The 26,000-nt window shown below is 41.4% G+C and carries 24 protein-coding genes and 1 pseudogene; 13 read left to right on the forward strand and 12 right to left on the reverse strand.

What is annotated here, in order from left to right:
• Positions 1–6: 6 nt before the first annotated feature.
• The gene (locus F9817_RS13875) at positions 7–894 is read right to left on the reverse strand and encodes a LysR substrate-binding domain-containing protein (protein WP_161156534.1); all 888 of its coding nucleotides are present in this window, start codon (positions 892–894) and stop codon (positions 7–9) included.
• 301 nt (positions 895–1,195) lie between these two features.
• Between F9817_RS13875 and F9817_RS13880 the strand changes: the two genes are divergently transcribed.
• Genes F9817_RS13880 through F9817_RS13890 form a run of 3 tightly spaced genes read left to right on the forward strand, consistent with a single transcriptional unit; the run spans position 1,196 to position 3,958 of the window.
• Positions 1,196–2,611 carry a UbiD family decarboxylase domain-containing protein gene (locus tag F9817_RS13880; RefSeq protein ID WP_202436463.1) on the forward strand — a complete coding sequence of 472 codons (1,416 nt, stop codon included), beginning with the start codon at positions 1,196–1,198 and terminating at the stop codon, positions 2,609–2,611.
• Between the two features lie 30 nt (positions 2,612–2,641).
• The gene (locus F9817_RS13885; RefSeq protein ID WP_161156536.1) at positions 2,642–3,235 is read left to right on the forward strand and encodes a UbiX family flavin prenyltransferase; all 594 of its coding nucleotides are present in this window, start codon (positions 2,642–2,644) and stop codon (positions 3,233–3,235) included.
• Positions 3,236–3,958 carry a DUF554 domain-containing protein gene (locus tag F9817_RS13890; protein ID WP_161156538.1) on the forward strand — a complete coding sequence of 241 codons (723 nt, stop codon included), beginning with the start codon at positions 3,236–3,238 and terminating at the stop codon, positions 3,956–3,958. It abuts the gene before it with no gap.
• A gap of 75 nt (positions 3,959–4,033) precedes the next feature.
• On the opposite strand, the gene F9817_RS13895 is transcribed toward F9817_RS13890, so the two are convergent.
• Entirely contained in the window at positions 4,034–4,195 is a 162-nt protein-coding gene (locus tag F9817_RS13895) for a hypothetical protein (RefSeq protein WP_196122999.1), read from the reverse strand.
• Positions 4,196–4,231: 36 nt separating this feature from the next.
• Positions 4,232–5,134, reverse strand: a complete 903-nt coding sequence (locus F9817_RS13900) for a LysR family transcriptional regulator (RefSeq protein ID WP_161156540.1) — start codon at positions 5,132–5,134, stop codon at positions 4,232–4,234.
• A 90-nt stretch (positions 5,135–5,224) separates the two neighbouring features.
• Here F9817_RS13900 and F9817_RS13905 point away from each other — a divergent pair, with 90 nt between their 5' ends.
• Positions 5,225–6,007, forward strand: a complete 783-nt coding sequence (locus F9817_RS13905; RefSeq protein WP_161156542.1) for an NAD(P)H-dependent oxidoreductase — start codon at positions 5,225–5,227, stop codon at positions 6,005–6,007.
• A 52-nt stretch (positions 6,008–6,059) separates the two neighbouring features.
• Here F9817_RS13905 and F9817_RS13910 read toward each other — a convergent pair whose 3' ends face one another.
• From F9817_RS13910 to F9817_RS13925, 4 genes are all read right to left on the reverse strand, one after another.
• On the reverse strand, positions 6,060–7,376 hold the full coding sequence (locus tag F9817_RS13910) for a glycoside hydrolase family 5 protein (RefSeq protein WP_161156544.1): 1,317 nt from the start codon (positions 7,374–7,376) through the stop codon (positions 6,060–6,062).
• Positions 7,377–7,611: 235 nt separating this feature from the next.
• A complete protein-coding gene (locus F9817_RS13915; RefSeq protein WP_161156546.1) occupies positions 7,612–8,976 on the reverse strand; it encodes a sensor domain-containing diguanylate cyclase in 1,365 nt (454 codons plus the stop codon).
• A 189-nt stretch (positions 8,977–9,165) separates the two neighbouring features.
• Positions 9,166–10,512 carry a sensor domain-containing diguanylate cyclase gene (locus tag F9817_RS13920; protein ID WP_161156548.1) on the reverse strand — a complete coding sequence of 449 codons (1,347 nt, stop codon included), beginning with the start codon at positions 10,510–10,512 and terminating at the stop codon, positions 9,166–9,168.
• Between the two features lie 226 nt (positions 10,513–10,738).
• A complete protein-coding gene (locus tag F9817_RS13925; RefSeq protein WP_161156550.1) occupies positions 10,739–12,079 on the reverse strand; it encodes a diguanylate cyclase in 1,341 nt (446 codons plus the stop codon).
• Positions 12,080–12,437: 358 nt separating this feature from the next.
• Between F9817_RS13925 and F9817_RS13930 the strand changes: the two genes are divergently transcribed.
• The 6 genes from F9817_RS13930 (at position 12,438) to F9817_RS13955 (ending at position 17,367) form a co-directional block, all read left to right on the forward strand.
• Positions 12,438–13,229: a class I SAM-dependent methyltransferase gene (locus F9817_RS13930; protein WP_161156552.1), complete on the forward strand. Its 792-nt coding sequence runs from the start codon at positions 12,438–12,440 to the stop codon at positions 13,227–13,229.
• A gap of 184 nt (positions 13,230–13,413) precedes the next feature.
• Positions 13,414–14,679 (forward strand): cytosine permease, encoded by a 1,266-nt coding sequence (gene codB, locus F9817_RS13935; RefSeq protein ID WP_161156554.1) that lies wholly within the window; start codon positions 13,414–13,416, stop codon positions 14,677–14,679.
• Between the two features lie 231 nt (positions 14,680–14,910).
• Complete coding sequence (locus F9817_RS13940; protein WP_161156555.1) at positions 14,911–15,237, forward strand: hypothetical protein; 327 nt, start codon at positions 14,911–14,913, stop codon at positions 15,235–15,237.
• 65 nt (positions 15,238–15,302) lie between these two features.
• Positions 15,303–15,863: a LemA family protein gene (locus tag F9817_RS13945; RefSeq protein WP_161156557.1), complete on the forward strand. Its 561-nt coding sequence runs from the start codon at positions 15,303–15,305 to the stop codon at positions 15,861–15,863.
• 12 nt (positions 15,864–15,875) lie between these two features.
• A complete protein-coding gene (locus tag F9817_RS13950) occupies positions 15,876–16,838 on the forward strand; it encodes a DUF3137 domain-containing protein (RefSeq protein WP_161156559.1) in 963 nt (320 codons plus the stop codon).
• A gap of 160 nt (positions 16,839–16,998) precedes the next feature.
• Positions 16,999–17,367: a hypothetical protein gene (locus tag F9817_RS13955; protein ID WP_161156561.1), complete on the forward strand. Its 369-nt coding sequence runs from the start codon at positions 16,999–17,001 to the stop codon at positions 17,365–17,367.
• A gap of 202 nt (positions 17,368–17,569) precedes the next feature.
• Here F9817_RS13955 and F9817_RS13960 read toward each other — a convergent pair whose 3' ends face one another.
• Both F9817_RS13960 and F9817_RS13965 read right to left on the reverse strand, forming a co-directional pair.
• Entirely contained in the window at positions 17,570–17,788 is a 219-nt protein-coding gene (locus F9817_RS13960; RefSeq protein WP_161156563.1) for a CCE_0567 family metalloprotein, read from the reverse strand.
• 347 nt (positions 17,789–18,135) lie between these two features.
• Positions 18,136–18,666, reverse strand: coding sequence for an inorganic diphosphatase (locus tag F9817_RS13965; protein ID WP_161156565.1), 531 nt, complete (start codon positions 18,664–18,666; stop codon positions 18,136–18,138).
• A 656-nt stretch (positions 18,667–19,322) separates the two neighbouring features.
• Here F9817_RS13965 and F9817_RS13970 point away from each other — a divergent pair.
• Positions 19,323–20,006, forward strand: coding sequence for a hypothetical protein (locus F9817_RS13970; protein WP_161156567.1), 684 nt, complete (start codon positions 19,323–19,325; stop codon positions 20,004–20,006).
• Positions 20,006–20,764: a sensor histidine kinase gene (locus F9817_RS13975; RefSeq protein WP_161156569.1), complete on the forward strand. Its 759-nt coding sequence runs from the start codon at positions 20,006–20,008 to the stop codon at positions 20,762–20,764. The genes F9817_RS13970 and F9817_RS13975 overlap by 1 nt, the downstream gene beginning before the upstream one ends.
• Positions 20,765–20,795: 31 nt before the next feature.
• Here F9817_RS13975 and F9817_RS13980 read toward each other — a convergent pair.
• From F9817_RS13980 to F9817_RS13990, 3 genes and pseudogenes are all read right to left on the reverse strand, one after another.
• Positions 20,796–20,927 (reverse strand): annotated as a pseudogene (locus F9817_RS13980) (IS110 family transposase); the annotation flags it as partial.
• A gap of 100 nt (positions 20,928–21,027) precedes the next feature.
• On the reverse strand, positions 21,028–21,984 hold the full coding sequence (locus F9817_RS13985; RefSeq protein ID WP_161156571.1) for an IS110 family RNA-guided transposase: 957 nt from the start codon (positions 21,982–21,984) through the stop codon (positions 21,028–21,030).
• A gap of 609 nt (positions 21,985–22,593) precedes the next feature.
• Positions 22,594–23,556: a transposase gene (locus F9817_RS13990; protein WP_161156573.1), complete on the reverse strand. Its 963-nt coding sequence runs from the start codon at positions 23,554–23,556 to the stop codon at positions 22,594–22,596.
• A gap of 346 nt (positions 23,557–23,902) precedes the next feature.
• Here F9817_RS13990 and F9817_RS13995 point away from each other — a divergent pair, with 346 nt between their 5' ends.
• On the forward strand, positions 23,903–25,930 hold the full coding sequence (locus F9817_RS13995) for an alpha/beta hydrolase-fold protein (RefSeq protein ID WP_161156575.1): 2,028 nt from the start codon (positions 23,903–23,905) through the stop codon (positions 25,928–25,930).
• Positions 25,931–26,000 lie beyond the last annotated feature (70 nt).

The raw sequence follows: 26,000 nt of genomic DNA on the forward strand, positions 1-26,000 counted from the left end.
ACGAGTTTACTCAATTAATTCACGTGTATAACGCACAAAATCCGTGACCGTTTGATTGCTACCTTCTTTTAGCCAAGCGAGGCGCAGCGATGTTGTTGCCTCAGTATCACTTAGTGGGCAATAGCGTATACCTGATAGTTGCACAGAAGCTTGAGTTTCAGGGACTAATGAAACGCCCAGTCCCATTGCGACCGAGCCTATGGCGACCGACACATCTTTTGTCAGTTCAAGTTGTTGCGGCGTAAAATCTGCTCTTTGACACGCCGCGATAGAGGACCAACCGAGCCCCACACCAGTCGGATCTTTTTGTATGAAAAAGCGCTCATTGGCGAGGTCTGGTAAGGCAATAGGACGGCCGTCTGCCAATGGATGAGATTCGGGCAGCACGGCGAGCAGGTGGCGAGTGACAAAATCAATCGATTCAAAACGGCTTTCCGCAGGGACTGGAGGTCTAACCACGCCTATATCGATTTGCCCATCAAGTAAATACTGTAACTGTTCGTTAACATCCAACTCTTCTAACGTGATATCAATCGAAGTCTTTGTGGATTTATAACCATTGATTAACCTAAGAAAAGCAGGATCTAAGATGGCTGAGCCCACATACCCAATCGATAATTGTCCTTTAAATCCTTGTTTTAAACTGCGAGCTGCCAAGCGGAACTTTTCATAATGATTTACCGCTAAACGTGCATTATCAACCAGTTGTTTCCCTTCATGGGTTAACGCGACATGGCGGCGATCTCTGATAAACAAAGGGAAGCCAAGCTCAGACTCTAAATTTTTGATATGTAAGCTCAAAGCGGGTTGAGCAATATTCATTCGAGCCGCGCTGCGGCCAAAATGGAGCTCTTCCGCTAAGGTCAAAAAAGAGCGCAGTTGGCGATAATCCATAATGAAACCTCGGGTGGCGGGTATATTTCTGTGATAACAAAATTGAATCACAGAGCGTTAATATATTATTGGTAAATTATCACAGCATTTTTAGAATGGGTAGCACTTGGTCAGGCGGGGATCATCACGGTGCTTTCTTTACCGCCTCGGATACAAGTATGGAGCGGGGTAAACACCGCTAAGTGGAAAGTAAATCAAGTAAGGAGAGGTGAAGATGTCTGATTCAAATCAACCGACCGATTTTCCCCAAGTGACTGATCTACGCAGTGCACTTAACGTGCTACGTCAATACGATAACTAAGTGATTGAAACCGATACAGAAGTTGATCCTATTGCAGAGCTATCTGGTGTGTATCGTTATGTTGGCGCGCATGGCACGGTGAAACGTCCTACCCAGCGAGGGCCGGCAATGATCTTTAATAAGGTCAAAGGTTACGATGATATGCGTGTGTTAATTGGCTTATTATCGTCCCGCCAACGTGTTGCGCGTATGTTTAATACCACGTCGGAAAATATCACTAATTACTTTCGTGAAGCGGTGAAAAAACCGATTAATCCAATTGTGGTCGGAAAAGAGAAAGCCGTGTGCCAAGAAGTGGTACACTATGCCACGGATCCTGATTTTGATATCTTAAAAATCCTACCTGCACCTACCAATACACCAGAAGATGCTGGCCCGTATTTCACATTGGGTATGTGTTATGCGAAAGACCCTGAAAATGGCGATTCGGATGTCACTATCCACCGTTTATGTGTGCAGAGTAAAGATGAAATTTCGATGTATTTTGTGCCAGGTCGTCACTTAGATACCTTCCGTCAAAAAGCGGAAGCGGCAGGAAAGCCACTTCCAATTTCGATTAGTATTGGTGTTGATCCCGCGATTGAAATTGGTGCTTGTTTTGAAGCGCCAACGACACCTCTGGGTTTTGACGAGCTCTCTGTCGCTGGTGGTTTGCGCCAACAACCGGTTGAACTAACACAATGTGTGAGCGTCGATGCGCTCGGTATTGCGAATGCGGAAATCGTGATTGAAGGTGAATTACTACCGAACGTGCGTGTACGTGAAGATCAAAACACCAATACAGGGAAAGCGATGCCAGAGTTTCCAGGTTATACCGGTGAAGCTAAAGCAGCCGTACCTGTGATTAAAGTGAAAGCGATTACGCACCGCAAACACCCAATCATGCAAACCTGTATTGGTCCGAGTGATGAACACACGAATATGGCCGGGATTCCAACAGAGGCAAGTATTTTTAATATGGTCGAACAGGCTTTACCAGGTTTACTACAAAACGTACATTGCCCATCACCAGGTACTGGTAAATACTTAGCCGTATTACAGGTGAAAAAGACTAAACCAGTGGATGAAGGACGTCAGCGCCAAGCAGCATTATTGGCATTCTCCGCATTCTCTGAGTTAAAGCATGTGATTATTGTTGATGAAGATGTAGATCCGTTTGATACAGATGATGTAATGTGGGCCATGACCACACGTTATCAAGGTGACGTAAGCACTGTTTTTATTCCGGGGGTACGTTGCCATCCACTCGATCCTTCTGCGGATCCGGCGTTTAGCCCATCGATTCGTGACCATGGGATCACTTGTAAGACGATCTTCGATTGTACAGTGCCATATGATTTGAAGGCGAACTTCAAACGCAGTGAATTTATGGAAGTAGACGTAGAACGGTTTATTCCAGGGTTCAATAAAAAATAAATTAAACAAGACATTTTAGGAGTATCGGGGATGACGAAAGATCGACTAGTCATTGGTATTAGTGGCGCTTCCGGATTTATGTATGGATTTCGTGCATTACAGATGGCAAGCAGCTTGGGCATTGAAACACACGTTGTGATGTCGCCTGCAGCAGACTTAACCAGAGAACATGAAACCGACATTTCAGCCAGCGCAATCCAAGACCTTGCCGATGTGGTTCATCCCATTGATGCAGTTGGAGCAAGCATTGCCAGCGGTTCATTTAAGACGCTAGGGATGCTCGTTGCTCCTTGTTCAATGCACACACTAGCGGCTATCGCGAATGGTGTGACAGACAATTTACTGACTCGAGCGGCGGATGTGGCTTTAAAAGAACGTCGACGCTTGGTTTTAATGGCGCGTGAAACACCGTTACATGCCGGTCATATTCGCAATATGCAGTGGGTAACGGAATCGGGTGGGATTGTATTTCCGCCGGTTCCTGCGCTTTATGCCAAACCACAATCGGTGGAAGAAATCATTGACCATAGCGTTTCAAGAGCGCTGGGCATGTTTGGGATAGAGTGTGAACAGATGCCACGCTGGGGCGAAACGATCTCCTTAGATAATGATGGGAGAGAGTAAGTGATAGTTGGTCCATATATAAACGGTGCATGTGTCTTAATTGGTGGGATTGGCGGGGCATTATTAAGCTCAAAAATGCCCGAGCGCATTCGTACTACCATGCCAGTGATTTTCGGTGGTGTCTCCATGTGTATGGGGATCATGCTGGTGATTAAAGGCGCGAATATGCCTGTCATGGTGTTATCGATAGTGCTTGGTACGTTATTTGGTGAGTTAGTCTACCTTGAAAAAGGCATTGCCAAATTAGGAAGTAAAGCCAAGGGGTTAGTCGAGCTTGTTACCCGTTCAGAACCCGGCACGAACGAATCACAAGCGGACTTTTTAAATGCATATGTGGCGATTATTGTGTTGTTTTGTGCTAGTGGCACCGGGATATTTGGTGCGATGCATGAAGGGATGACCGGTGATGCATCTGTTTTGATTGCAAAATCCTTCTTAGACTTTTTCACCGCGAGCATCTTTGCCACGACATTGGGTTATTCGGTTGCGGTCATCGCGATTCCTCAAGCGATGATACAGCTGGGTTTGGCTTATGGCGCAACGGTTATTATGCCACTGACTACACCGATGATGCAGGCTGATTTTACGGCCGCGGGTGGGGTATTAATGTTCGCTACCGGTTTTCGTATTTGCGGTATTAAGAGCTTCCCTGTAGCCAATATGCTGCCAGCATTAGTTATTGTGATGCCTATTTCATCGTTATGGACCAGTGTGTTCGGTTAATCCCATTAAGTATCAAGCAAAATGCCTCCGATGATGGAGGCATTTTTGTCGGTAACTTACGCACTGATTAGGGCACTATTTGGTGATGACGCTCTTTTTTTCACTTTCATCCACTTGCAGAGTAAATACATCCGGGCGCGCGTAGTGGCCTACCACATCAAGGTCATAACGGGCTTTAGCAATGTCACCCATATCGATTTCTGCGGTAAGCAAGCCTTCTTTATTGGTCATTGGCATAAAGCGCGCTAAAGATACGTTAGTTAACGATGCAATTCAGTGGATTAAAGCAGTATTTAATACCTGATCTCTCAACCATTGGTGTGCCGGATCTGAATGTGAACGTGGGTGCCATAGCATGACCAACTCAAATGAGGGTGGTGTAAAAGGCAGTTCAATAATTTGTAGTTCGGGATCATTTGTTACCAGACGACTTGGTAACATAGCAACCAAATCCGATTGTTTAATACTATCAATCAGAAAGTAAAAATTAGGCACCGATAGAACAACGTTACGTTCAATCCCCAGCGCTTTTAGGAGTGTATCTGTTTCTCCACTAAAGCCTCCGCCGTTAGGTGAAACAATGGCATGTTTTAAGCCTGAAAACTGTTTTAGATCGATTTTGGGTCGAAGTGAGGGATGTGTTTTCCTTGCAGTCAAAACGTAATGTTCGGTTAGCAATATTCTACTCTTCAACTCTCCAAGGGAATCATCTCTTACATGAAATGCGATATCGATTTCTCCTCGTTCCAGTTGACGTACCAATTTGTCTGGAATCATATGCTTAATAGCTAATTTCGAGTGGCTTGATTGGCCAATAAGATTTTTCATTACTGGCTTGATGACTATGAATTCAGCATAATCAGCGGCGGCTATTTTCCATGTTTTGTTCTCTAATACGGGGTTAAATACTTGGTTGTTATTTAATGTCATTTCTAATGATTGTAGAGCGTTTCTTAGAGGTTGACGTAACTCTTCTGCAAGTAGAGTAGGCTTCATTCCACGTGATGATGGAATCAATAATGGATCATTAAACAGTTCCCTCAATTTAGCTAGGTGAACGCTTACTGAAGGTTGTGATAGATGTAACCTTTGTGCTGCACGAGTAACGTTGTGTTCAGTCAGTAACACGTCCAACGTCTTCAATAGATTTAAATCTGTAGTAGCAAAATTAATCATACTAATACCAAGTATTTCAGTAATTAATTTCTAATATAACAGAGAAGTTCTTAGGATAAATCATCCATCTATTGTTAGTAGGAAAATGATATGAATATCCTTATTGTGTATGCTCACCCAGCACCTGAGTCATTTAATGCCGCTTTAAAGACAGAGATAGTCTCTTACTTAGATAGTCAGGGGCATCACGTACAGATTTCGGATTTGTATGCGATGCGCTGGAAGTCTACTCTGGATGAAGGTGACATGCCGCAACGAGATTCTAGTGTTCCTTTTCACCCATCTCGAGATTCACAAATTGCCTTTGAATCGGGAACTCAAAGTAATGACATTCAGGTAGAACAAGAGAAACTCCTCTGGGCTGACGCGGTTATTTTTCAATTTCCACTCTGGTGGTTTTCTATGCCAGCCATAATGAAAGGCTGGTTTGAAAGGGTATACGCCTATGGTTTTGCCTATGGTTATGGGGAACATTCTGATGTTCATTGGGGAGACCGTTATGGTGAAGGAAATCTATCGGGGAAGCGGGCGATGTTATTAGTTACTGTTGGTGGATGGGAGAGCCATTACAGTGCAAGGGGTGTCAATGGACCGATTGAAGATATCCTTTTCCCGATTAATCACGGTATGTTGTTTTATCCTGGATTTGATGTGTTACCACCAATGGTGATTTATCGAGCGGGTAAGATGGATACTCAGCGATTTTCCAAAATAAAGTTAGAACTCCATGCTCGCTTAAATGGTTTAGATTCGATTAAGCCAATTTCATATCTGAAACAAAATGGCGGCGCCTATCGAATCCCTGAATTGACGTTGAAGGATGGGGTTAATGAGGATAAGCAGGGCTTTGATGCTCATTTGATATCAAAATAAGGAATGAAGTCGCGTAGACTTCAACGTTTACGCGACCTATTTACTATAAATTCTAAGGCTCAATCCCTAATGCGCTATTTAGCTCAAACGTATCGGTGGTCGCCCAATTTTGCCATTTGGTGGCGATGTCGTCGGCGGTATCGTTGGTGAGATCCGGGCGCGATGGCCAATAGGTTGGGTCATACCAACCCCAAAAGTTAGGAGCGGTGCCGTTAACGGCTTTATAAGACCACATACTCCAACTGAGCCCAGCGTCATCAAATTCATTGATAGCGTATTGCCAAACCGATGACGTGGTTTGGAAGGTGTTGAATTCACCAATATAACCAGGCACATTCCAATCTTTATGATTTTCGAAGTCTTCCACTTGGTTTTCGATGCCAGCTTCAATAGTGGAGGCGCTGGTGGTGGTACCTCCATCTGAATCCCACTGATATTCGTGCATTTCATACACAATGTTGGTCCAGCCGTAATCATCGGGATCAGGCAGTTGGTCCCAGTTCCAATTACCAAACGTACCTTCAATCATGATCATGCGGTTAGGATCGGCTTCTCGAACTGCATCGTAAAACAGATCATACACACTTAGCACTTCATTAGTATCGGCAGTTGTCCAACTGGTGCTAGTATCACTGCGAACATCAGGTTCGTTTAATAAATCGAAGGCCGCTATCGTGTTATTACCTTTATAGTGGGCTGCGATTTTTTTCCAGAGCCACGCGGTCATGGTTTGGTCGTCTTCAGAATCCCATAATTCGTTGGTATCAGCTCTACCAGTGTGAGATTGCAAGCTTTGGCTACCAATCGCCCCATGCATATCAATAATCACATAGACATTATTATCGGTACACGCGTTAATAATATTATCGAGCACATCAAAGGCATCATCACGAAATCCCGATTCTGTTGGATTGTCCAAATCGAAAAATTGCCCCCACCACACAGGAATACGTACTACATTAAACCCTGCGTTGGCGATGTTCTCGATGTCACTTTCTTGAATCCATGACTCTTGATAAGTTTTCATAAGTTCGCGCTGCGTGGTGACACCAAACCGATCGTTGAGTGTTTCCATAACCGAATAGGAATCGGTAAGAGGATCGTCGTTGGCATCGACGGGGGACATATAGTTTTCTAATACAAACCAGCCACCTAGGTTAAACCCCTTGAGTTGCACGGTATCGCCATCTTCGTTAACGATGTGAGTACCACTGGTACTCAGGAGGCTTAAAGAGGAATCATTCAGTGTTGAGCTATTTTGCGAACTGATTGAATCGTCACTGCTATTGCTACTACTTCCACTTGCACTGTTGCATCCCGCGGTGGCAATGATGCTTAACAGAGACAGTGTGACTATTTTTTTATTCATTTTATAAGGTTTACATTTGTATGAATTTTAAGTCATGTAACTATACGTATACGAACAAATTTATCANTTTATTTGAATGAGAGTGAATAAAATAGATAATGTTTATATGGGAAATACTTATCAGTCATTATTTATTATTGTTTATATATTAAGTATTTTTCTTGGTGATAGGTGTAGTAATAATATAAGCGATCTTTTATATAACGAGGGTGATTATTATCGCGGCTGGGTTGAGTTATATCTCACATAATGGCGTTTCATAAGCCACAACTTGATTTCGCCCGCTGCGTTTAGCCTGATACATGGCGGAATCGGCTTGTTGCAACAGTTTGCTAAAGGTCACTTTTGCACAACGCGTGGTAACGCCAATACTTACTGTAAGATTAATTTCTCCTTGCTCGGTATTTAGCGGGTTTTTCTCTATGGATTGACGAATTCGCTCGCCCACTTCTATGGCTTCATTTAGAGTCACTCGAGGTAATAGGATGGCAAACTCTTCGCCCCCAATTCTGCCTAGCACATCGATGTCTCGTAAGTTTTTTTCGCACTGTTTACAAAAATGGATTAACGCCTTATCACCAATGTGATGACCATAAGTGTCATTGATCTGCTTAAAATGGTCGAGATCAAGCGCTAGGATTGAAATTGGGCGATTACGCTGTTCGTAAAGTTTAAATTGATGTTTTGCATAACTCGCAAGATAGCGCTTGTTATAGACTTTGGTTAATGGATCTGTTGTTGCAGCAATGTAGAGCTCATCTTCATATTGTGCGCGGTTTTCAGAGTCTTTTTTCAACACCAGTCGTACAATCGCTAAAGCTGCACCCAGTAGTAACAATAAAAATAATGCGATATAAGGCAGGTATACATCAATAATTTCAGTGATATGCCATGAGATCCGAGCAACCGGAACCCCATTGAGCTCATGTAAAAATATCGAACCATCATATCGTTTAGCATGGGCATTAATATAAAGTGGCGGCAAATCATATTCGTTGGCAAAACGCATGACTTCGTTCGGATCGAGCTTGCGAGCAAAGGCCAATAAACTGCTAGACAATACCTTTTGCGTTGCTTTGTCGATAAATGGATCGGCAATCATATAAAAGACGTCGCCATCGATTACTGTATAAAAGGTGTGTCCGATGAAACGTTCATCGCGTTGTTTGGCAAGTGCTAATTTGCGATTTATTGAGGGGGACTGAAAAATATCATTCACATATTTAAGCGCTTGTTTATTGATACCGCCAAGTAATTCTGCTTGATGATTAGGCTTTACCAGCGCGATAAAACTTAAGTTGTAATGCTCGGGTAAAAACTCAGTGTAGTTGAGTTTCATCCAGTCGACATCGTGCTCGATAATGGTTTTTTGATATCCTAAATTCCAACTGGTGTATTCGTAAGATAGGTCGATCATACGTAAGCTATCGTGTTTAATTGATGCCTGTACACGGCCAATCATCTCTTGTTTAGTTTGGTTATCAATTATATGAAAAAAGAATACGATCAAACAGATACTAGTAATCACCATGGAGATGATCAGCCACGATATGGTAGATACAACCGACGTAGCGCTAAAGTATTTTTGTTCGTTAATCATGCTCTAACAGCCCATCACCAAGTTCATTCGTTCAGCGCAAATTTAGGGTACGCCAGTTGGAAAGAGGCGGATTATAGAGCAAATAATCAGCAGGTCATCAAATTTTTAATGTTATTTACACAGATTTTGATTTGATTCACTATCGAAAAATTGCCCAAGAAACTTTACGAACATAACTCTATGAGTGCGTTACCCTTTGTAAGAAACAACCTGATTTCGACCCGATTCTTTAGCTTGATACATTGCTTCATCTGCTTCTCGAAGTAGATCTTCGAAACTAATGCCATTTCTTCTAGTCGTAACACCAATGCTTACTGTAATTGTGACTAGCGCTGGCCCTACATCCAATGGTGTTTTATTCAAATCAGTACGAATTCGTTCCGCGATGATAGTGGCATCTTCTAACTCTGCACCGGGTAAAATAATTGCAAATTCCTCACCACCAATGCGGCCAAAGACATCGATATCTCGTAAGTTTTTATTACAAATGTCACAAAAATGGACGAGAGCCTTATCGCCAATATGATGCCCATATGTGTCATTAATTGATTTAAAATGGTCGATATCCAACGTCAATATTGAGAGATCTTTATTGCGTTTTTCATAAAGTTTAAGTTGATGGCGAGCGTAGCTAGTGAGGTAACGTTTGTTATAGGCGTTAGTGAGAGGGTCTGTCGTCGCAGCAGAATATAATTCATCTTCATAACTTGACCGATTTTTTAAATCTGTACGTAAGACCGTGCGCACAATAAGTAAAGCAATACACAATAATCCGACCAAAAAGATCGCAAGATATGGAACATAAGAAGTGACGGTACGTGTCATATTCCATGATATAAGACTAATGGGGTCACCCATTAGATTATGAATGTAGAGGAAACCATCGAAACTTTGTGATGTATTGTCGACATATATTTTGGGTAAATCGTAATCTTTAGACAATTTTTGTAGTAAATCGTCGTCCAACTGTCTTGCGAATATGAGTATGCTGCCATCAAAGACAGCTTTCGTTTCTTCGTCAGTAAAAGGATCTGCTGACATAATGAAGGGAACACCATTAATTTTTGTTGTGAATATACGACCAATGTATTTATCACTCTTTGCATGCGCCAATTTAATTTTTAATTGTATGGATGGTGATTGCAGTATGCCTTGTGCGTATTTCTCTGCATTGGGGTTTGTACCTCCTAACACTTCTACACTTTTATCGGCTCTGATTAAAATGATTAGATCAAATTGATAGTAATCAGCAAGATAATCACGATAGGTTTTATCAATCCAATCGACATCATTTTCAACAATGGTTTTTTGATAGGCCAAGTTCCAATTAGAGTATTCATAAGACAGATCTTTCAGCCGAGCGCTCTCGTGTTTGGTCGCTGCATCTATGCGATTATGCATATCGGTTTTAGACTGATTATCTATTACTGATAGGAAAAACGTCATTAGCAAAATGCTAGCAATCATCATAGAGACGATCAGCCACGAAACGGTTGAAATAACTGAATTAGCACTAAAGTATTTTTGCTTATGCACTCTTTAAATCCATACGTAAACAGAGATTAAATAGAATACCGATCAAGGTTTGAATCTCGGTGTGCCAAAGTATAGTTGAAGAAACTGGGTCTTTTTAGAAGAGATGCAAATTACCTCAATGGAGGGAGTCGATAAATACCTCTAAAGGGTAGGTATTACAAATTGAGCACATCTTAAGTAACTTCAGAGCTCTGGGTTTTAAACGGCATTGTTTTCAAGGAAACGATTAATGTGCAACAACTCTGTTGCGCCCGCTGCGTTTGGCCTCATACATGGCTTCATCGGCTTCTTTGACTAGCTCAGCAAACTCGAGGCTATCTTGATGAGTCGCGACACCGATACTCACTGTTATCGTCAGTTGGCGTGTGCCAATAGTGAGTGGTTCATTGCTGATTGACTTGCGAATACGTTCTGCAACTTTACAAGCATTGTCGATATCTGCGCCTGGAAGCAGAATCGCGAACTCTTCACCGCCAATTCTTCCCAACACATCTGCACCTCTAAGATTATTACGGCAAATAGTACTGAAATGAATTAACGCCGCATCGCCAACGTCATGACCGTATTGGTCGTTAATCGATTTAAAGTGATCAAGATCGAGCACGATCAACGATAAATGGCGCTTTTGCCGTTCAAAGAGCATGATCTGGTTACGAGTGTAACTGGCAAAATATCGCTTGTTGTATGTTTGGGTAAGAGGATCTGTGGTTGCAGCAGTAAAAAGTACATCCTCATATTGTGAACGGTCCTTTTGATCCTTTTGTAAAACGGTACGAGCAATGATCAATGCGATACCCAATAACCCTAAGAGAAATAAAGTGAGGTAAGGGACAAACGCAGTCGTTCTATGGTCGATGTGCCAAGAGAGTTGGGCCACTGGTTTCCCGTCCAACTCTTTAAGATATAGGGAATCGTCGTATTTTTTTGCATCAGCATTGATGTGAAGAGCCGGGAGATGATAAGCCTTTACAAACTCTTTCAAAGATTGATTATCAATGATTCGCGCAAAAACAAGCATACTACCATCGACAATCTCTTCATTTTCTTCGGTAGTAAAAGGCTGCGCTGAAATAAAAAAGGTGACGCCATCAATATTGGTAAAGTAAGTTTTGTTTAAGGCTTGCTTATCATGTTGTTTACTCCAACCAAATAGCTGTTTAAGTGAGGGCGATTGAAGTAGCTTACTGGCATATTTCTCTGCGTTTGGAGCATTACCACCGAGTAATTCAATCTCTTCGTTGCTTTTGATTAACGCAATGACACTCATGTTGTAATGAGCAGTAAGGTAAATGGTGTATTTTTCTGTCATCCACTCAATATCGCGTTCAACAACGGTTTTTTGATAGGCTAAATCCCAGTTGGTGTACTCATAAGAAATATCTGTGTAGCGTAGGTTCTCGTGCTTAATCGAGGCGTCTACTCTGGCGGCGTCTACCGTTCTGGTTTGGTCATCAATGATATGAAAGAAGAAACTAATCAAGACGAGGCTTGCGATCATCATCGCGACAATAAGCCACGTGATCGTGGAAATAACGGAATTAGCGCTAAAGTATTTTTGTTTATGCACTCTTTAAACCATGTGTGAACAGTTATTTACAGCTACCAATCGCGTATAGCGTGTCTTTGTTTAAAGAAATATAGCTGAAATCCCTGAATGTTGAATAATTCTAATTGATAGTTTTGCGAGTGAACTTGGGAGTGGTTGTTTTGTCCTTAAATATTTAACAGATAGAGAAGCTACGAAGTCGTTTTCACCACTTGATGAGATCGATTGGGACAGACTGATTTAGCTGTGTTGGTTGAGGAATTAAAGCAAATATATGTTGCTAGCCTATAAGCACTCTGATACTAATTAATCGTCACTATTTTATTGAATATAATGGTTTTTTCGTGACTGGCATGTTTGAACTACAAAGGATAGGTTAATGGATGCACTGATAGAGCAGTACACTGGGGCGGATGAAGATTCGCGCTTAACTCGTCAATATATTGCGCAAATTGAATTTGATACCACCATGGCGAAGTTAAAACCTTATTTAAAGCCCGGTTGCTACGTGACAGAATTGGGTGCTGCGACCGGTCGTTACTCATTAACATTTGCCCAAATGGGGTTAACGACGACTGCGGTTGAACTGGTTCCAGATCAGGTTCGTATCCTTAAAGAAAAAGCGGCGCAACAGAATCTTGATTTGTCTATTTACCAAGGCAATGCTTGTGACGTGCCATTTATTGATGATCATTCCCAAGACGTATGTGTTATTTTGGGGCCGCTTTATCACATACAATCCCAAGATCTGCGCGAACAAGCGATAGCCGAAGCCCGTCGTATTTTAAAGCCGGGCGGCATTGTTGCCGTTGCCTATATCTCACGCTTCTTCATTGCTGGCATGTTTACCCAGAAATTTCCTGAATTGGTCACGCCCGACGTTTATAGCAAATTACTCAATGAAGGTGTGGTGACCAGTGCCGAGGCTGATCGTTTCTTTCAAGTTGGTTATTTCGCTACGCCAAAAGAGATGGAAGAGTTAGTCGAAGGGCAGGGGTTTAAACTGGTTAGCCATATCGCCACCGATACGTTTAGTCGCTATATCGCCGATGGCATCAACCCAATGACCCCAGAGCAATACCAAGCTTGGTTTGAATATCATTTGCAAACCTGCGCTGAACCAACCCTGCTTGGCAGCAGCAACCACGGTTTAGTCATTGCTCAGTGTTAAACGTGGTTTAGTTCTAGTTCTGATTAACAGGCACCTATAACGGTGCCTGTTTTTGTTATCTGCACAATATTAGTTCATTTCAATGTATTCATTCCGAATATTACTCGCTGATACAGGGATTTTTCTGTTGGCATAATCCTTGTAACCATGTTGCATAATCAACCAATACGCAGGAGCGTTGAATATGCAAAAAGATACGGATTTCCCATTGAGCGAGGTACCCGATAGCCATCGTAAGGGTATGGTATCCATGGCGGTTATGTTATTGGGATTTACTTTCTACACGGCAACAATGTGGGCTGGTGGTAATATTGGTAAGGCATTTTCATTTGATAACCTACTGTTGATTATTGTTGTAGGTAATCTCATCTTGGGGATCTATGCTGCGGCACTAGGATGGATAGCATACAAAACGGGGTTAAATACGGTGTTATTGGGCCGATACTGTTTTGGAGAAAAAGGCAGTCGGTTGTCCGATTTTATATTGGGTTTTACCCAGATTGGCTGGTACGCATGGGGTGTGGCAACCATTGCCATTGTGCTCACCACACTGCTAGAACTTGAGAAATCTTGGCAGCTTCCTTTAATGGTCCTATTTGGCTTTGGTTTCTGCGTCACCGCATTTATTGGTTATCGTGCAATGGATATATTATCCAAAATATCCGTACCTCTGATGCTAATTTTTATTGCGATTAGTTTTTATCGCGGCCTAGTGGATGTTGGTGGTTTGGTCGCTCTGTTTGGTATTCAACCGGCACCTAACATGACAATGAGTGCAGCTATTACCGTTGTTATAGGTACGTTTATTAGCGGTGCAACACAGGCTACTAACTGGAGTCGATTTGCCAAATCAGGAAGGGTAGCAGTGCTAGCAACGCTCATAGCATTCTTTATCGGCAACGGTCTGATGGTGTTTATTGGTGCGTATGGTGCATTAATTTATCAACATGCTGATATTGTGGATGTTCTAGTCGCTCAAGGCTTTCTTTTTTTAGCTATTGCTATGTTATTTACCAACTTATGGACAACCCAAGATAACACTATTTATAACTTTGCTGCTGCAGGTTGTAATTTATTACGCAGTGATAAAAGACGTACCATCACCATTGTAGGAGCGGCTATTGGCACCATATTAGCGGTATTAGGAATGTATAACTATTTGATTCCATTTCTTGTGTTGCTAGGTACTTTTATTCCTCCAATCGGGGCGGTCATTATGAGTTCCTACTGGTTTACCTACCGAGGGACATTCCCCAAATTAGCGAGTGTCACACTGCCTGATTATAATTGGATTGGGTTAGGAGCCTATGTGATTGGGTCAGGTTGTGCTTACTTTTCTCCGTGGATGCCACCATTGGTGGGGATTATAGCCGCAAGTGTCAGTTACACTTTACTGGCTCATTGTTTTTCCTTCAGAACAAGCAGCGAGCAGGTACATCTGACTAACTAAGAGTAGAGGGGAAAAGCCGAACTTTAGGGCTTGATAATGAAACTGTAAGTTAACAGTAACTATTTATGTAGATGTGGTTCAAAAAGTGGAGCTTTGTCCTGAGAAACCGATGACAAAGCTCTGCGCTGTCTGTATATAAGCCTAAAACGATACTCAACAATATAAGTGCATTGGGCAATGAGTTGGCTCCCAATAAAGCACTCGAGTATAAAAATTAAAAAAGGCTTAATTATGGAAATACTAAAAAACTTACCTCGCTTCATATTGCTTGGTATTCCACCTAAATATTTTTTCACTCAACTCTGTATTGCATTTAGCATTAGTATTGCAACTGGACTGATCGCATTCGGTACATACGCTGTTGTAAATTGCTTTCTGTATCCATATTCAGTCTATTTTTATCAGCTAAAAACGAATTCGTTTTATCCGAGAAACTCGATAGCACATCGAGTGTTTACGTTGTGGCTATGCCTCAGTTTTGCCATCATTATTGGTCTCATCTGTATTGTTAATCAACTGTCTAAGTTTGATTTAGCATCTCGTAATAAAGAATTTTAATCAAAAGCTTGAATCTAGTTTTTGCTAACTAGAATGACAATAAATAAACGAGTTGGAGAAATACTATGTCAGTTGTTTTTATCATTATCGCTGTTGTGTTGGTGCTTTTTATTTTCGGGACCTACAACTCCCTGATCAGAAAAAAGAACGCCGCGAATAACGCTGAATCGAGCATTGATGTAATGCTTAAAAAACGGTTTGATCTCATTCCAAACTTAGTGAGCAGTGTTAAGTCTTATTTGAAACATGAAAACGAAACGCTTGTGCGCCTTACCGAACTACGTACTCAGGGAATGAGAGCCAATTTAACTCAAGGTGAAAAGGTGGCGATTGATAAGCAGCTTAACCAAGAAATGAGCAACTTGCGAGTTTCACTAGAAGCGTATCCTGATTTGAAGGCAAGTGAGAATTTCATAATGTTACAGCGTTCTTTAAATGATGTTGAAGAACAAATTTCCGCAGCACGTCGCTCTTTTAATGCCGCTGTGAACGAGCTAAATAATGCAGTAGAAATGATTCCGACCAATCTGTTTGCTAAATATATGGGGATTACCACTCGTGAATTATTCGATATCCCTGAAGTGGAAAAAGTGAATCCAAATGTTGGCGAGCTGTTTAAAAACTAGTCAGAGGTCATCATGAATTTACAAGAACTAGAAGCTGCATTTGAAACGGATTATAAGCCAAAGTTAGCACCACTCGATAAACGCCGAACGAAAGCCGTCATGGTGATGCTTATTGGTATTTTGATCTTCCCAATTATTGGTTTTATTGACTACGAAATTATTAGATACAATAACTATGATCCACGCATTGGACTGGCGATATTTGGGGTTGCTGTGTTTATTTACCATAGCTATTTTTCTAGTGTGTGGGGTGACTATCGAAACCATTACAAAATCCAAGTAATGGAAACCATGTTAGCGACGATGTTTCCGAATTTGGAATACACGCCAAACGGTCATATTGAGTCTAAACTTTATAAGAAAAGTGAACTTTATGACCATCACTTTGATTCAATTCAGGGCGAAGATTATATAGAAGGGAATATTGGTAAAACGGCGATACAATTTTGCGAACTTGAATCCAAGTATAAGACAACCAGTCAAGATTCTAAGGGCCATACCAAAACAGATTGGCACACAATTTTTAAAGGTGTGTTTTTTATTGCCGATTTTAACAAGCGTTTTTCTTCTGAGCTCTTTATTGTCCCTGAAGGTGGGTTGTTCTCCTCAATAGGAAAAATGTTCGGCAGTGACTCTAACCGCATGGGAACGAGAGTTACCCTAGAAAACCCAGATTTCGAAAAGCTGTTTGAAGTGTATGGTTCAGATCAAACTGACGCGCGGTATATCCTTTCTCCTACGTTAATGGAACGGCTAGTCGAGTTTCGTCGTTCGTTCATTAATCCTATTCGCATCTCCTTTATTGACGGAAAGCTTTTTATTGCTATCGAATCCAATGTAAACCATTTTGAACCTAGCTTATTTACCCCTGCGACGTCATTTTCGGTGGTTAAAGAGTTTTATGGGCAACTTAAATTCCTAACGGATATTGTTGAGGATTTGGATTTGAACACACGGATTTGGACTAAGAAATAAACCTTTACCAATATTAGCGATAACGGTGCCTGTCCTTGTAAACGGGCACCGATTTAATCGATTCCAGCTAATGTACTGAAGCGATTTTGTGTTATTGATGTAGTAATTTCCTCAAAAACGCGCATAATCCTCCACTTCAACACTTAGAGAAGATATGACCATGGCTGACTTTCAATATTACTTTCATCAACTTCCTTGTTTTAACGATAAAAATACGAAAGCAAGTACCGATCTGGGTTGGTTAACGGCTGCTATGAAAGAAGACGTTCTCGCACAGATCGCTGAGATGAGCGCGCAAGACAAACTTGAAGCCGATATTGCAGTGAACGTGACCTGTACTAAAGAAGAAGCTCGCGATTACCTTCTGCTGAATTTCTACGGTTACACAGATGAAGAATTGGCTGACCAAATCGAAGCTGATGATGAGCAAGAAGTCGCAAACGAAATCGCTGAGTTGCTAGAAGAAGGGAACGACGCATTAGTTTTTGAACACGAAATTGCTCTACAAAGCGCGACCGAAGACGAGTAATCCTCAGAATTCAATACCCATCATAATACTATGATGGTTTGGTTTAAGGCGTTAGCTGGTGATATCGGCTAACGCCTTTTTTCATCGATAGTGCTCACTTTATTAAATGATAGTGGTGTGCTGAAAAAGATTCATAAAAAGGACAGGCACCGAAATCGGTGCCTGTCCTTTAAAACGCGCTTAACAGTGAAAAGCCTAGCAGTTAATGATCTGCTACCGATTCGGCTTCTTTTAATTGCTGGGTAACATCGGCCCAGTGTTGGCAGGCATCGTAACAAGCTTTTGCCAAAGCCGGAATTTCATCGAATGCTTGCGGTAAACGCTCTTCGACAAGATCGTGCAGTTCACCTGCGCGCTCCGATGCAATTCGCTTGGCCTTTTTGACTTGCTTGCGCAATGCCTGTAGTTCTTCTTCTTCCATGAATTGGACTCCCTGTTGAGGCTGACTTTATTTTCTACGTCATGCTTAATCATCTAATAACCTTCAATGTTCATACCAAATAAAATCTGTTTAAAAATGAATAAGATAAAAATAATTAGTACGGATAACGGTACAAACAAGACACGAGATTGGGAGAAATACGACAAAGTGTCGGTAGTGAAATCGGGCAGGTTGGGAAGTTGGCAAGAGAGCCCAAAGCAGCAAGGAAGTAAACAACAAGGTATAAAAAAACCGCTGGCTTACAAATAGGCCAACGGCTTTATTCTGAGCCTTAAGTAATATGTGTCTCTTAATAAAGGCGCATGTTACTTAATAGCGTCAATCAATTATTGGTCGTTCCAACGTTTGATTGATTCAGCGATTACTTCTTTCGCTTCAGCGATGTCGCCCCAGCTTTCAACTGTTGTTGTGCCAGCTTTCTTCAGATCTTTGTAGTGATTGAAGTGGAATTCGATTTGCTTGATAAGTTGTGCTGGAAGATCTTCTAGAGAGTTGATCGCGTTACCGTTGCTACGGTCGTCCGCAGGTACAACAACAACTTTGTCATCAACTTCGCCATCATCAACAAACTTCATTACACCGATAACTTTCGCTTTTAGGAAGATACCTGTTGTTAGAGGTTCGCTAGTGATGATCAGTGCATCAAGCTCGTCGCCATCTTCATCAAGAGTTTGTGGGATGAAACCGTAGTTAGTTGGTTTCGCAAAAATCTGTGGTTCAACGCGATCAAGTTCGAACACAGCAAGCTCACGGTTCCATTCAATTTTGTGGTTGCTACCAGTTGGGATTTCTACAACTACGTTCACTAGGCCATTTTCGTAATCGCCTGGAGTTAAAATTTTATTAAAATCTGCCATTTCAGCTTCCTATATCAATGTTTCGGGGCGCATTTTAGCAGTTTTTGTTACTCAGCGGTAACGATAATCATCCACAGATGAAGCAACTGCTCATTATGAAGACACTCCAAGAAACCCTGTCAATCACAAACAACACTGCACACCACATAACCCGCTTAATATCACCAGCAAGAGGCGTGATGCTAAACGCTGTTTGCTTAAAGCTGCCAATACATTAGCTCTCCTCAGCAAAAATAAGTGGTAGATCGATCAAAATGCCAGCAAAGATAGGGGACATACAAGGCACATAGTAAGGACGTATTTTGTCCATTAAAAAGAAAGCACACCACTAAACATCAAATTGTTAATGCAAGATACTGATTTTTAGTCACATGTATAAGAAAAAGCATCCCAACAGTATATTTTTTGATAAATGCCATATAAAACAAGTCCTATAAGTGGTATTTATATATGCAAGTGAATGTTATGTATATTATTGACTATCTTGTTGATAGGTGAAGCGACTAGTTTTGTACATGAACTATGGAAAGAATCCGGATTTTCGTTTCGGTATAACCTGCGCAAGAGCAACAAAACTAAGTGAGAAAGACGATTTCTCGGTGACAAATACAGAACATAGCAAGTAAAAGCAGAGCATATCAGTATAAGAGTTCTGTATGAGAACTGTTAGGCAAATAGTCGTATTTTCAGATAAGGTTGTTATGTTTAAAAAAAGATTATATTTGGAGCAGCTCAATCGGCAAGGTAACGATCTTTTAATTGATAGGGCAAATATTAAAATAGCAATAATTGATGATATGGATGTCCCATATCTAGATAGTTTGCAAAGAAGTGGGTATAACGTCAGACATTACAGAGATATTGAAGATTTTGATATGCTCAAATCATACTCAGTTATTGTTTGTGATATCAAAGGTGTTGGTAAAAAATTTAGATCTCGATTAGAAGGCGCATACATCATAAAAGAATCGCGTCAGTTGTACCCTGAAAAATATATTATTGCTATGTCTTCAGCTGTCTACAAAATTAATGTCGCAAAAATCATAGAAGTTGCTGATGATAAGATCATTCGAGATACAGACCTTGATCGAGTTATCAACTCTATTAGCAAGGCGGTTGATACGATGCGATCAAATAAACTCAGATGGTTGAGACTGAGAGATAATCTACTGAATGTACATAATATGGACTTATATGACGTTTGGGAAGTTGAGCAAGATTTCATCGCTTCAATGTTGCGAAAAGATAAAAGCAAACTTGAAAATAGTAAGGCGGTTGCTCATGCAAATGACATCGTTAAAGGTCTATTAGTTAACTTCATTTCTGGGATAATATTTTAATGTCAAATATGGACTACAATGAGCTGGTGCTTGAATCGATGCATGAATTGCGTTACTTCAATCAACGGTTGAAAAACCTATCTGAACAACTAAGTATCGCTCTTCATGCTCAGAAAATTGGCGAAGATAAGCCAATAAATATGAAGCCCTCACAAGCAGACCAAGTTCGTGTCGTAGCAGAAGGTATTCTGAACTTATCTCAGTTGTTCACAACTAGATTAGACTTTATCGATGTAGAACTAAACCCAGACGCTATTGAACACTTGGCAACTCAACAAGTAAATATCTACGGCAAATTTTACAAGGCTAGAAAAATGTTAAACTCTCTTTCGAGAGAGAAGAAAGTTAAAGTGCATATTGAGGCAGACAATGAAGTGCGTAGAGTCATGGATGCTTATTCTATAATTGATATTCTCCCGTATTTACTTTTAGATAATGCCATAAAATATAGCCCTGAGCGCAGTGATGTTTATGTGGAATTTACATATTACCCTAATTGTACAAGCATAGAGATAAGTTCTTCTGGTCCTTTTGTTGGTTCAGATGAAATAAAAAATCTTACTAAAAAACATTTTCGTGGTAGGAACGCCTTAAATCTTGAAAATTGTGTTGGGCGAGGGCTTGGTTTGTACTTTGTAAACTATATTGCAGAGCTACATGATATAACTGTGAAATACGAGTCAGAAAAATATACGTATGAAGTAGACGGAATCCCCTATTCAAACTTTAAAGTTGAGTTATCAGTTCCGTGGGAATAATTTGCCTAACAAGAGACTATGGCGTCAAGCGTTAAATTTTTGATGTGTTTTCATCCCACATGGTTCCATCTCTCAGCATAGAATTTAGTATGACAACCATCTTTCTAACGCAGGCGATAATGGCCACTTTTTTAGGCTTTCCAGCATCAAGTAGCCGNGAAAAATATACGTATGAAGTAGACGGAATCCCCTATTCAAACTTTAAAGTTGAGTATCAGTTCCGTGGGAATAATTTGCCTAACAAGAGACTATGGCGTCAAGCGTTAAATTTTTGATGTGTTTTCATCCCACATGGTTCCATCTCTCAGCATAGAATTTAGTATGACAACCATCTTTCTAACGCAGGCGATAATGGCCACTTTTTTAGGCTTTCCAGCATCAAGTAGCCGCTGATATGTGGCCTTAAAAACGGGGTTACACTGCATTGCTGACATCATTGCCATGAAGAGAACGGTGCGAACTTGATGGCGACCACCTTGGATAATACGTTTGCCTTTGTACTTGCCGCTTTCTTTAGTTATTGGGGCAACGCCAATCAGTGAGGCCGCCTGTTTATTAGTGATGTATCCAAGCTCAGGGACGTTACTGATGATGGAGGCTGCGGCGATTTTTCCAATGCCGGGCATGCTCTGAAGTATGGCATTTTTCGCTGTATATTCAGGGCATTGTTCAATAAGTTTAATGATTTTTTCTTCTATCTTTTGAACTTGTTTTTTGAAAGCAGTGAGTACAGGGGTAATCGATGAAGCTAATGCTTTAGGCATGATTTGAAGTCGGTTTTTCTCCATGGTTTGCATCGCTAATAGCTGATTACGTCTAGCGACTAAGTCACTCATTAATCGTATTTTTTCTGGTTTTAATTGCGTGAGTTTAGGTTTGATGGCTTCAGCAAAGTGGGCAATAAGTGCTGCATCAAGTCGGTCGTTTTTTGCTTTTCTGCCAATAGCGCCAGCGAACTTTTTTATGTGTAATGGATTGGCGATGACGTAGGGAAGTTTTGCATCGGCACAGGCCATAATAAACGGCATTTCTAGACGACCAGTTGCTTCGATAACGACGCGTTGAGGAGAGTACTTTTTGATATTTTTAATGGCCTTATCGATACCAGCTTTGTCATTGGAAACAGAAAAATAGATATCGAGAGGACGAATGTAGATATCAAGTTGTGATTTACCGGTATCCACACCGACATTAATGTTTTGAAGTGTGTTTGTATTCATAATAAGCTAACTCTTGCTTGCATAATGCGGGTTCGAGACCCAGAAGACTATTCGAGTGTGGTGCTTGGAGTCCTATGTCGCGTTCCATCTTGTTACCGGTCTCTCAATAGAGGAGCCAACGTTCAATCGAACTACGACATAGAAAGCTTTAGTTGCAGCTAAAGCCTGGGTCTCACATTACCCTAAATCGGTAATTATTATCCATACAAATATCGGTGAGATTGTGGTGTTTTGAGTACAGGGAAACCGCATGAACATCCTTGATTTTAAAGGGCTGAACTAGGGACAGAATTATCTATATCACCACGATTTTTATTGACCTTTCTCGCATGTTTTTACATTTACAAAGGATCGATTTGTAGATCATTCTCATTGTTTTCTAATGGTTTCGTATTAAAAAACAATTAACTGGGACACACACCTTTAATTATTCTTGTGTCAAAAGTGCTAACCTTAAAAACTTTGNCNGCAAAGTCANTTAAAGCTTATTCAGAGATGAATGTGGTCGTTGATATCGGTGAGATTGTGGTGTTTTGAGCAGAAAGATGATTGTAGGAGTTGTGAGAAACCAATTAGTTACTGAAGCCTAATGGCTTAACGTTGTATTCATTATGAAATCAGTAGGGCCACCATTCTTTTCTTACCCAATTTGGCTTTCGCATTATAGAGTTCTTTGGTTGAGCCAACCCAAGCTCTGGGCTTCTTTGCTAGTTCAGTGCATAACGTTAAACACTCTTGCTGGGGCAGGGACAACCGTTCAAGAATGGCCGGCATGCTGTTATCAATATACCCGCGCTTATCTTGTCTAATTTGCCTGCCTACCCAGTCAACCAACTCTATATAATCCATCAAACGAAATGGGATCCCGTGATGTTTATCATGGTGTTCATATCCCATAAAGTTGGCAAGCGATGGCGTGGTGGTTTCGCCGCGTTCTAAGCTGTTCAAACGTGCTTTTACTGAGGTGTGATCGGATTTCTCTGGGGAATCGGCCATTTTTGCTCTTATCGGATTGAGATCGACGTAAGCCATGGCGGTCAGTAGTGCTTTCTCGTCTAATAAGGCTTGAGATTTAAATCGACCTTCCCAGAAGCGGCCTGTGCATTGGTCTTCTTTGTTAGCCTGTACGGCAATGTCGTAGTTGAGTTCTCTCATAAACCAGCTTAGGGAATACAAACGGTGACGCCAAGTCTCAATCAACTGTTTACATGTGTGTGATTCAGCTTTTGACTTGAGCTGGTTTGCCAGCCAACGCTGAATAATCACTGGTGTTTGATGCTCACTGCACCAACGTTCTACTACTTCAAGGTCAGAAAGGGCGAGGGCGGCTTCTTTATCAACGAATGCCACGAGGTGGTAATGATTGCTCATAATGGCGTAAGAGCAAATACGTATGCAGTACACAGAAGAGAGGGTTAGCATACGCTGTTCAACCCATGCACGGCGGTGCTCATAAGACTTGCCAGTAGAATTATCTTTACCACAGAGAAAGGAACGGCGTACACAGCGAGAAACACAGTGATAGTAGGGTGTTACGTTAGGGCAAATGAGTTGAGATCTGGCCGTTGTCATTCGTTCACTCCGAGAATCTAAGCGTGATTAAGCTTGGCAATTTGTTGATGGAGGCGATATAAGACGAGCGAAAACTTACGACCGAATTCAAAGAAATAGCGAGTAATCGGAGCGGTAAATTGAGCGTATGTTAGGGCGTGTGTCCTTATTAAATTTCTGTCCTTATTAAATTTCTGTCCTTATTAAATTTCTCAACCCTTTTTTAATTATGTAAGAGATCGTAAAAAAGCTATATCTCTAGCGCAATAATGATGTTTCATGAAAGAGCTCATGGCGGTGGTCATGACATTATCTTCCAACTTTAGGCGTTAGTATTATTGTAAAAAATTTATAAAGGCAATTTAGAATGAATAAAATGACCACAATTGCATGTTTGGTTGCAACAGCTTTAATGGCTGGCTGTAGCACCACACCAACGGAGCACCATCAAGTGAAATCGCACCATGGCTGGCATTCTCAAAACCTATCCAAATATATGAAAATGTATGAAAAAGAGAATGCGAAAGGCAATGATGAACAAGCGCTGTATTATTTAGAATTAGCGGCTAAAAACAATGATCCCATGGCATGGGATCGTTTAGGAGAGTCCTATATACATCAGCGTTATGGCTTGAATAATATAGAAAAAGGGTTTGAGTATACCCAAAAAGCGGCAATGAGCGGTCAAGCTCGAGCTATGACGAATTTAGGGATTCTTTACCTCTATGGCACTGGTGTGAAAAAAGATCCACAAAGCGCCCATCAATGGTTTATTAAAGCCGCGCAAAAAGGGGATATGAAAGCGCCGCGTTATCTTGGTCTGATATATCAAAATGGCTGGGGAACAGCGGTCGATGCGCAAAAGGCGGCACAATATTACCAGCAAGGTGCTACTCAAGGAGATATTACCAGCCAATACTACCTAGGTAAGCTTTACGAAACGGGTCACGGTGTGAAACAAGATTATGCCAAGGCATTGGATTGGTACCAAAAATCTGCAAAACGTGGCGATTTACCTTGTTTACCCGCCATTTTGGCACTTGGTCATGTTTATGAAAATGGATTAGGTGTCGAAAAAGATACCCAGCAAGCATTAGTTTGGTATAAGAAAGCGGCTGCTTTGGGAGATGCAGGAGCAAAAGAAAAAATTGCACAATATCAATACCCTAAACATCTAGAAATAATGAATGTGACCGCTTTAGTTAAGGTGCTTGGTGATGGGCAGAAAGTGGCTGGTGTCGCGATTGAATACACTCATAATGTCGATCCTGCTTCTTTAGACCTGTCTGATTTTACTGTTCCGGGGCGTGAAGTGAACGAAATTTACCTCAGTCATAGCGCAGAGCTAGGTAAGCCGTCAGCAACGGGGTCTTTTGTTATTGTGCAGCTAAAAACTGTGATTGATCCAGACAGTAGTAAAATGGGAGGAGGTCCTAAAAAAGGTCAAGGTCATCATCAAGGTAAAGCACCAGTAGGTCACGGTGGTCCACAATTAGGTGAACGCTCGAACAAATCACCAATACCTGTGACGCTAAAAGCATCTGTGATTCAGTCTGGTGAAGTGACGCTGGATAACGGAGTTAAAACTGCAACAAGCCAAGATAAGCTCACCAGTAACCAGACATTAAATCCAGATATTCAAGGTTTTAAACAATTTGTATTTCACGATGAGAAGTTAAATCGCGATTTGATGTATAACTTATACATACCGAAAAATTACGATCCTAACCAGTCTTATCCCTTAGTGCTGTTTATGCACGATGCTGGCGCTGTGAGTAATAACCCGATCGAAACCTTAACTCAGGGCTCAGGCGCTGTCGTTTGGGCATCGGCACGCGATCAAGCCAAACATCCAAGCTTTGTCTTAGCACCTCAGTACAATGCAGTGATGACGGGCGACAATTCTGTAACCACAGCCGATATGGATGTGACGGTCGATCTCGTAAAACATTTGCTCAGCGAATATTCTATCGATGCGAATCGTCTTTACAATACCGGACAATCGATGGGAGGAATGGCGTCCATTGCGATGAACATTAAATATCCCGATTTGTTTGCCGCGTCGTATTTAGTCGCTTGTCAGTGGGGACCTAAGATGGTGGTTCCTATGGCAAACAAACCATTGTGGATTGTTGTTTCGGAAGGCGACACGAAAGCAAAACCTGGTATGGACGCGATTACAGCAGAGTTGAAAAAACATGGTGCAACGGTCGCAAACGCAACATGGAATGCACAAGCACCTACTGCAACGCTGGATAAACAAGCCATTGATATGATGAATAAAGGAACGTCGATTAAATACGCGGTCTTTAAAGGCGGTAATCACCGTTACACATGGCAATACGCCTATTCAATTGACGCGATTCGTGACTGGTTATTCACTCAGCAAAAATAACCGCTAAAGTTTCACCTTATTTAGCAGAGAATCACTGCAGACACCGAAGTGCCTGCGTTGGCTATTTTTT

The organism is Vibrio eleionomae (assembly GCF_009874545.1).
Lineage (GTDB): Bacteria > Pseudomonadota > Gammaproteobacteria > Enterobacterales > Vibrionaceae > Vibrio > Vibrio nitrifigilis.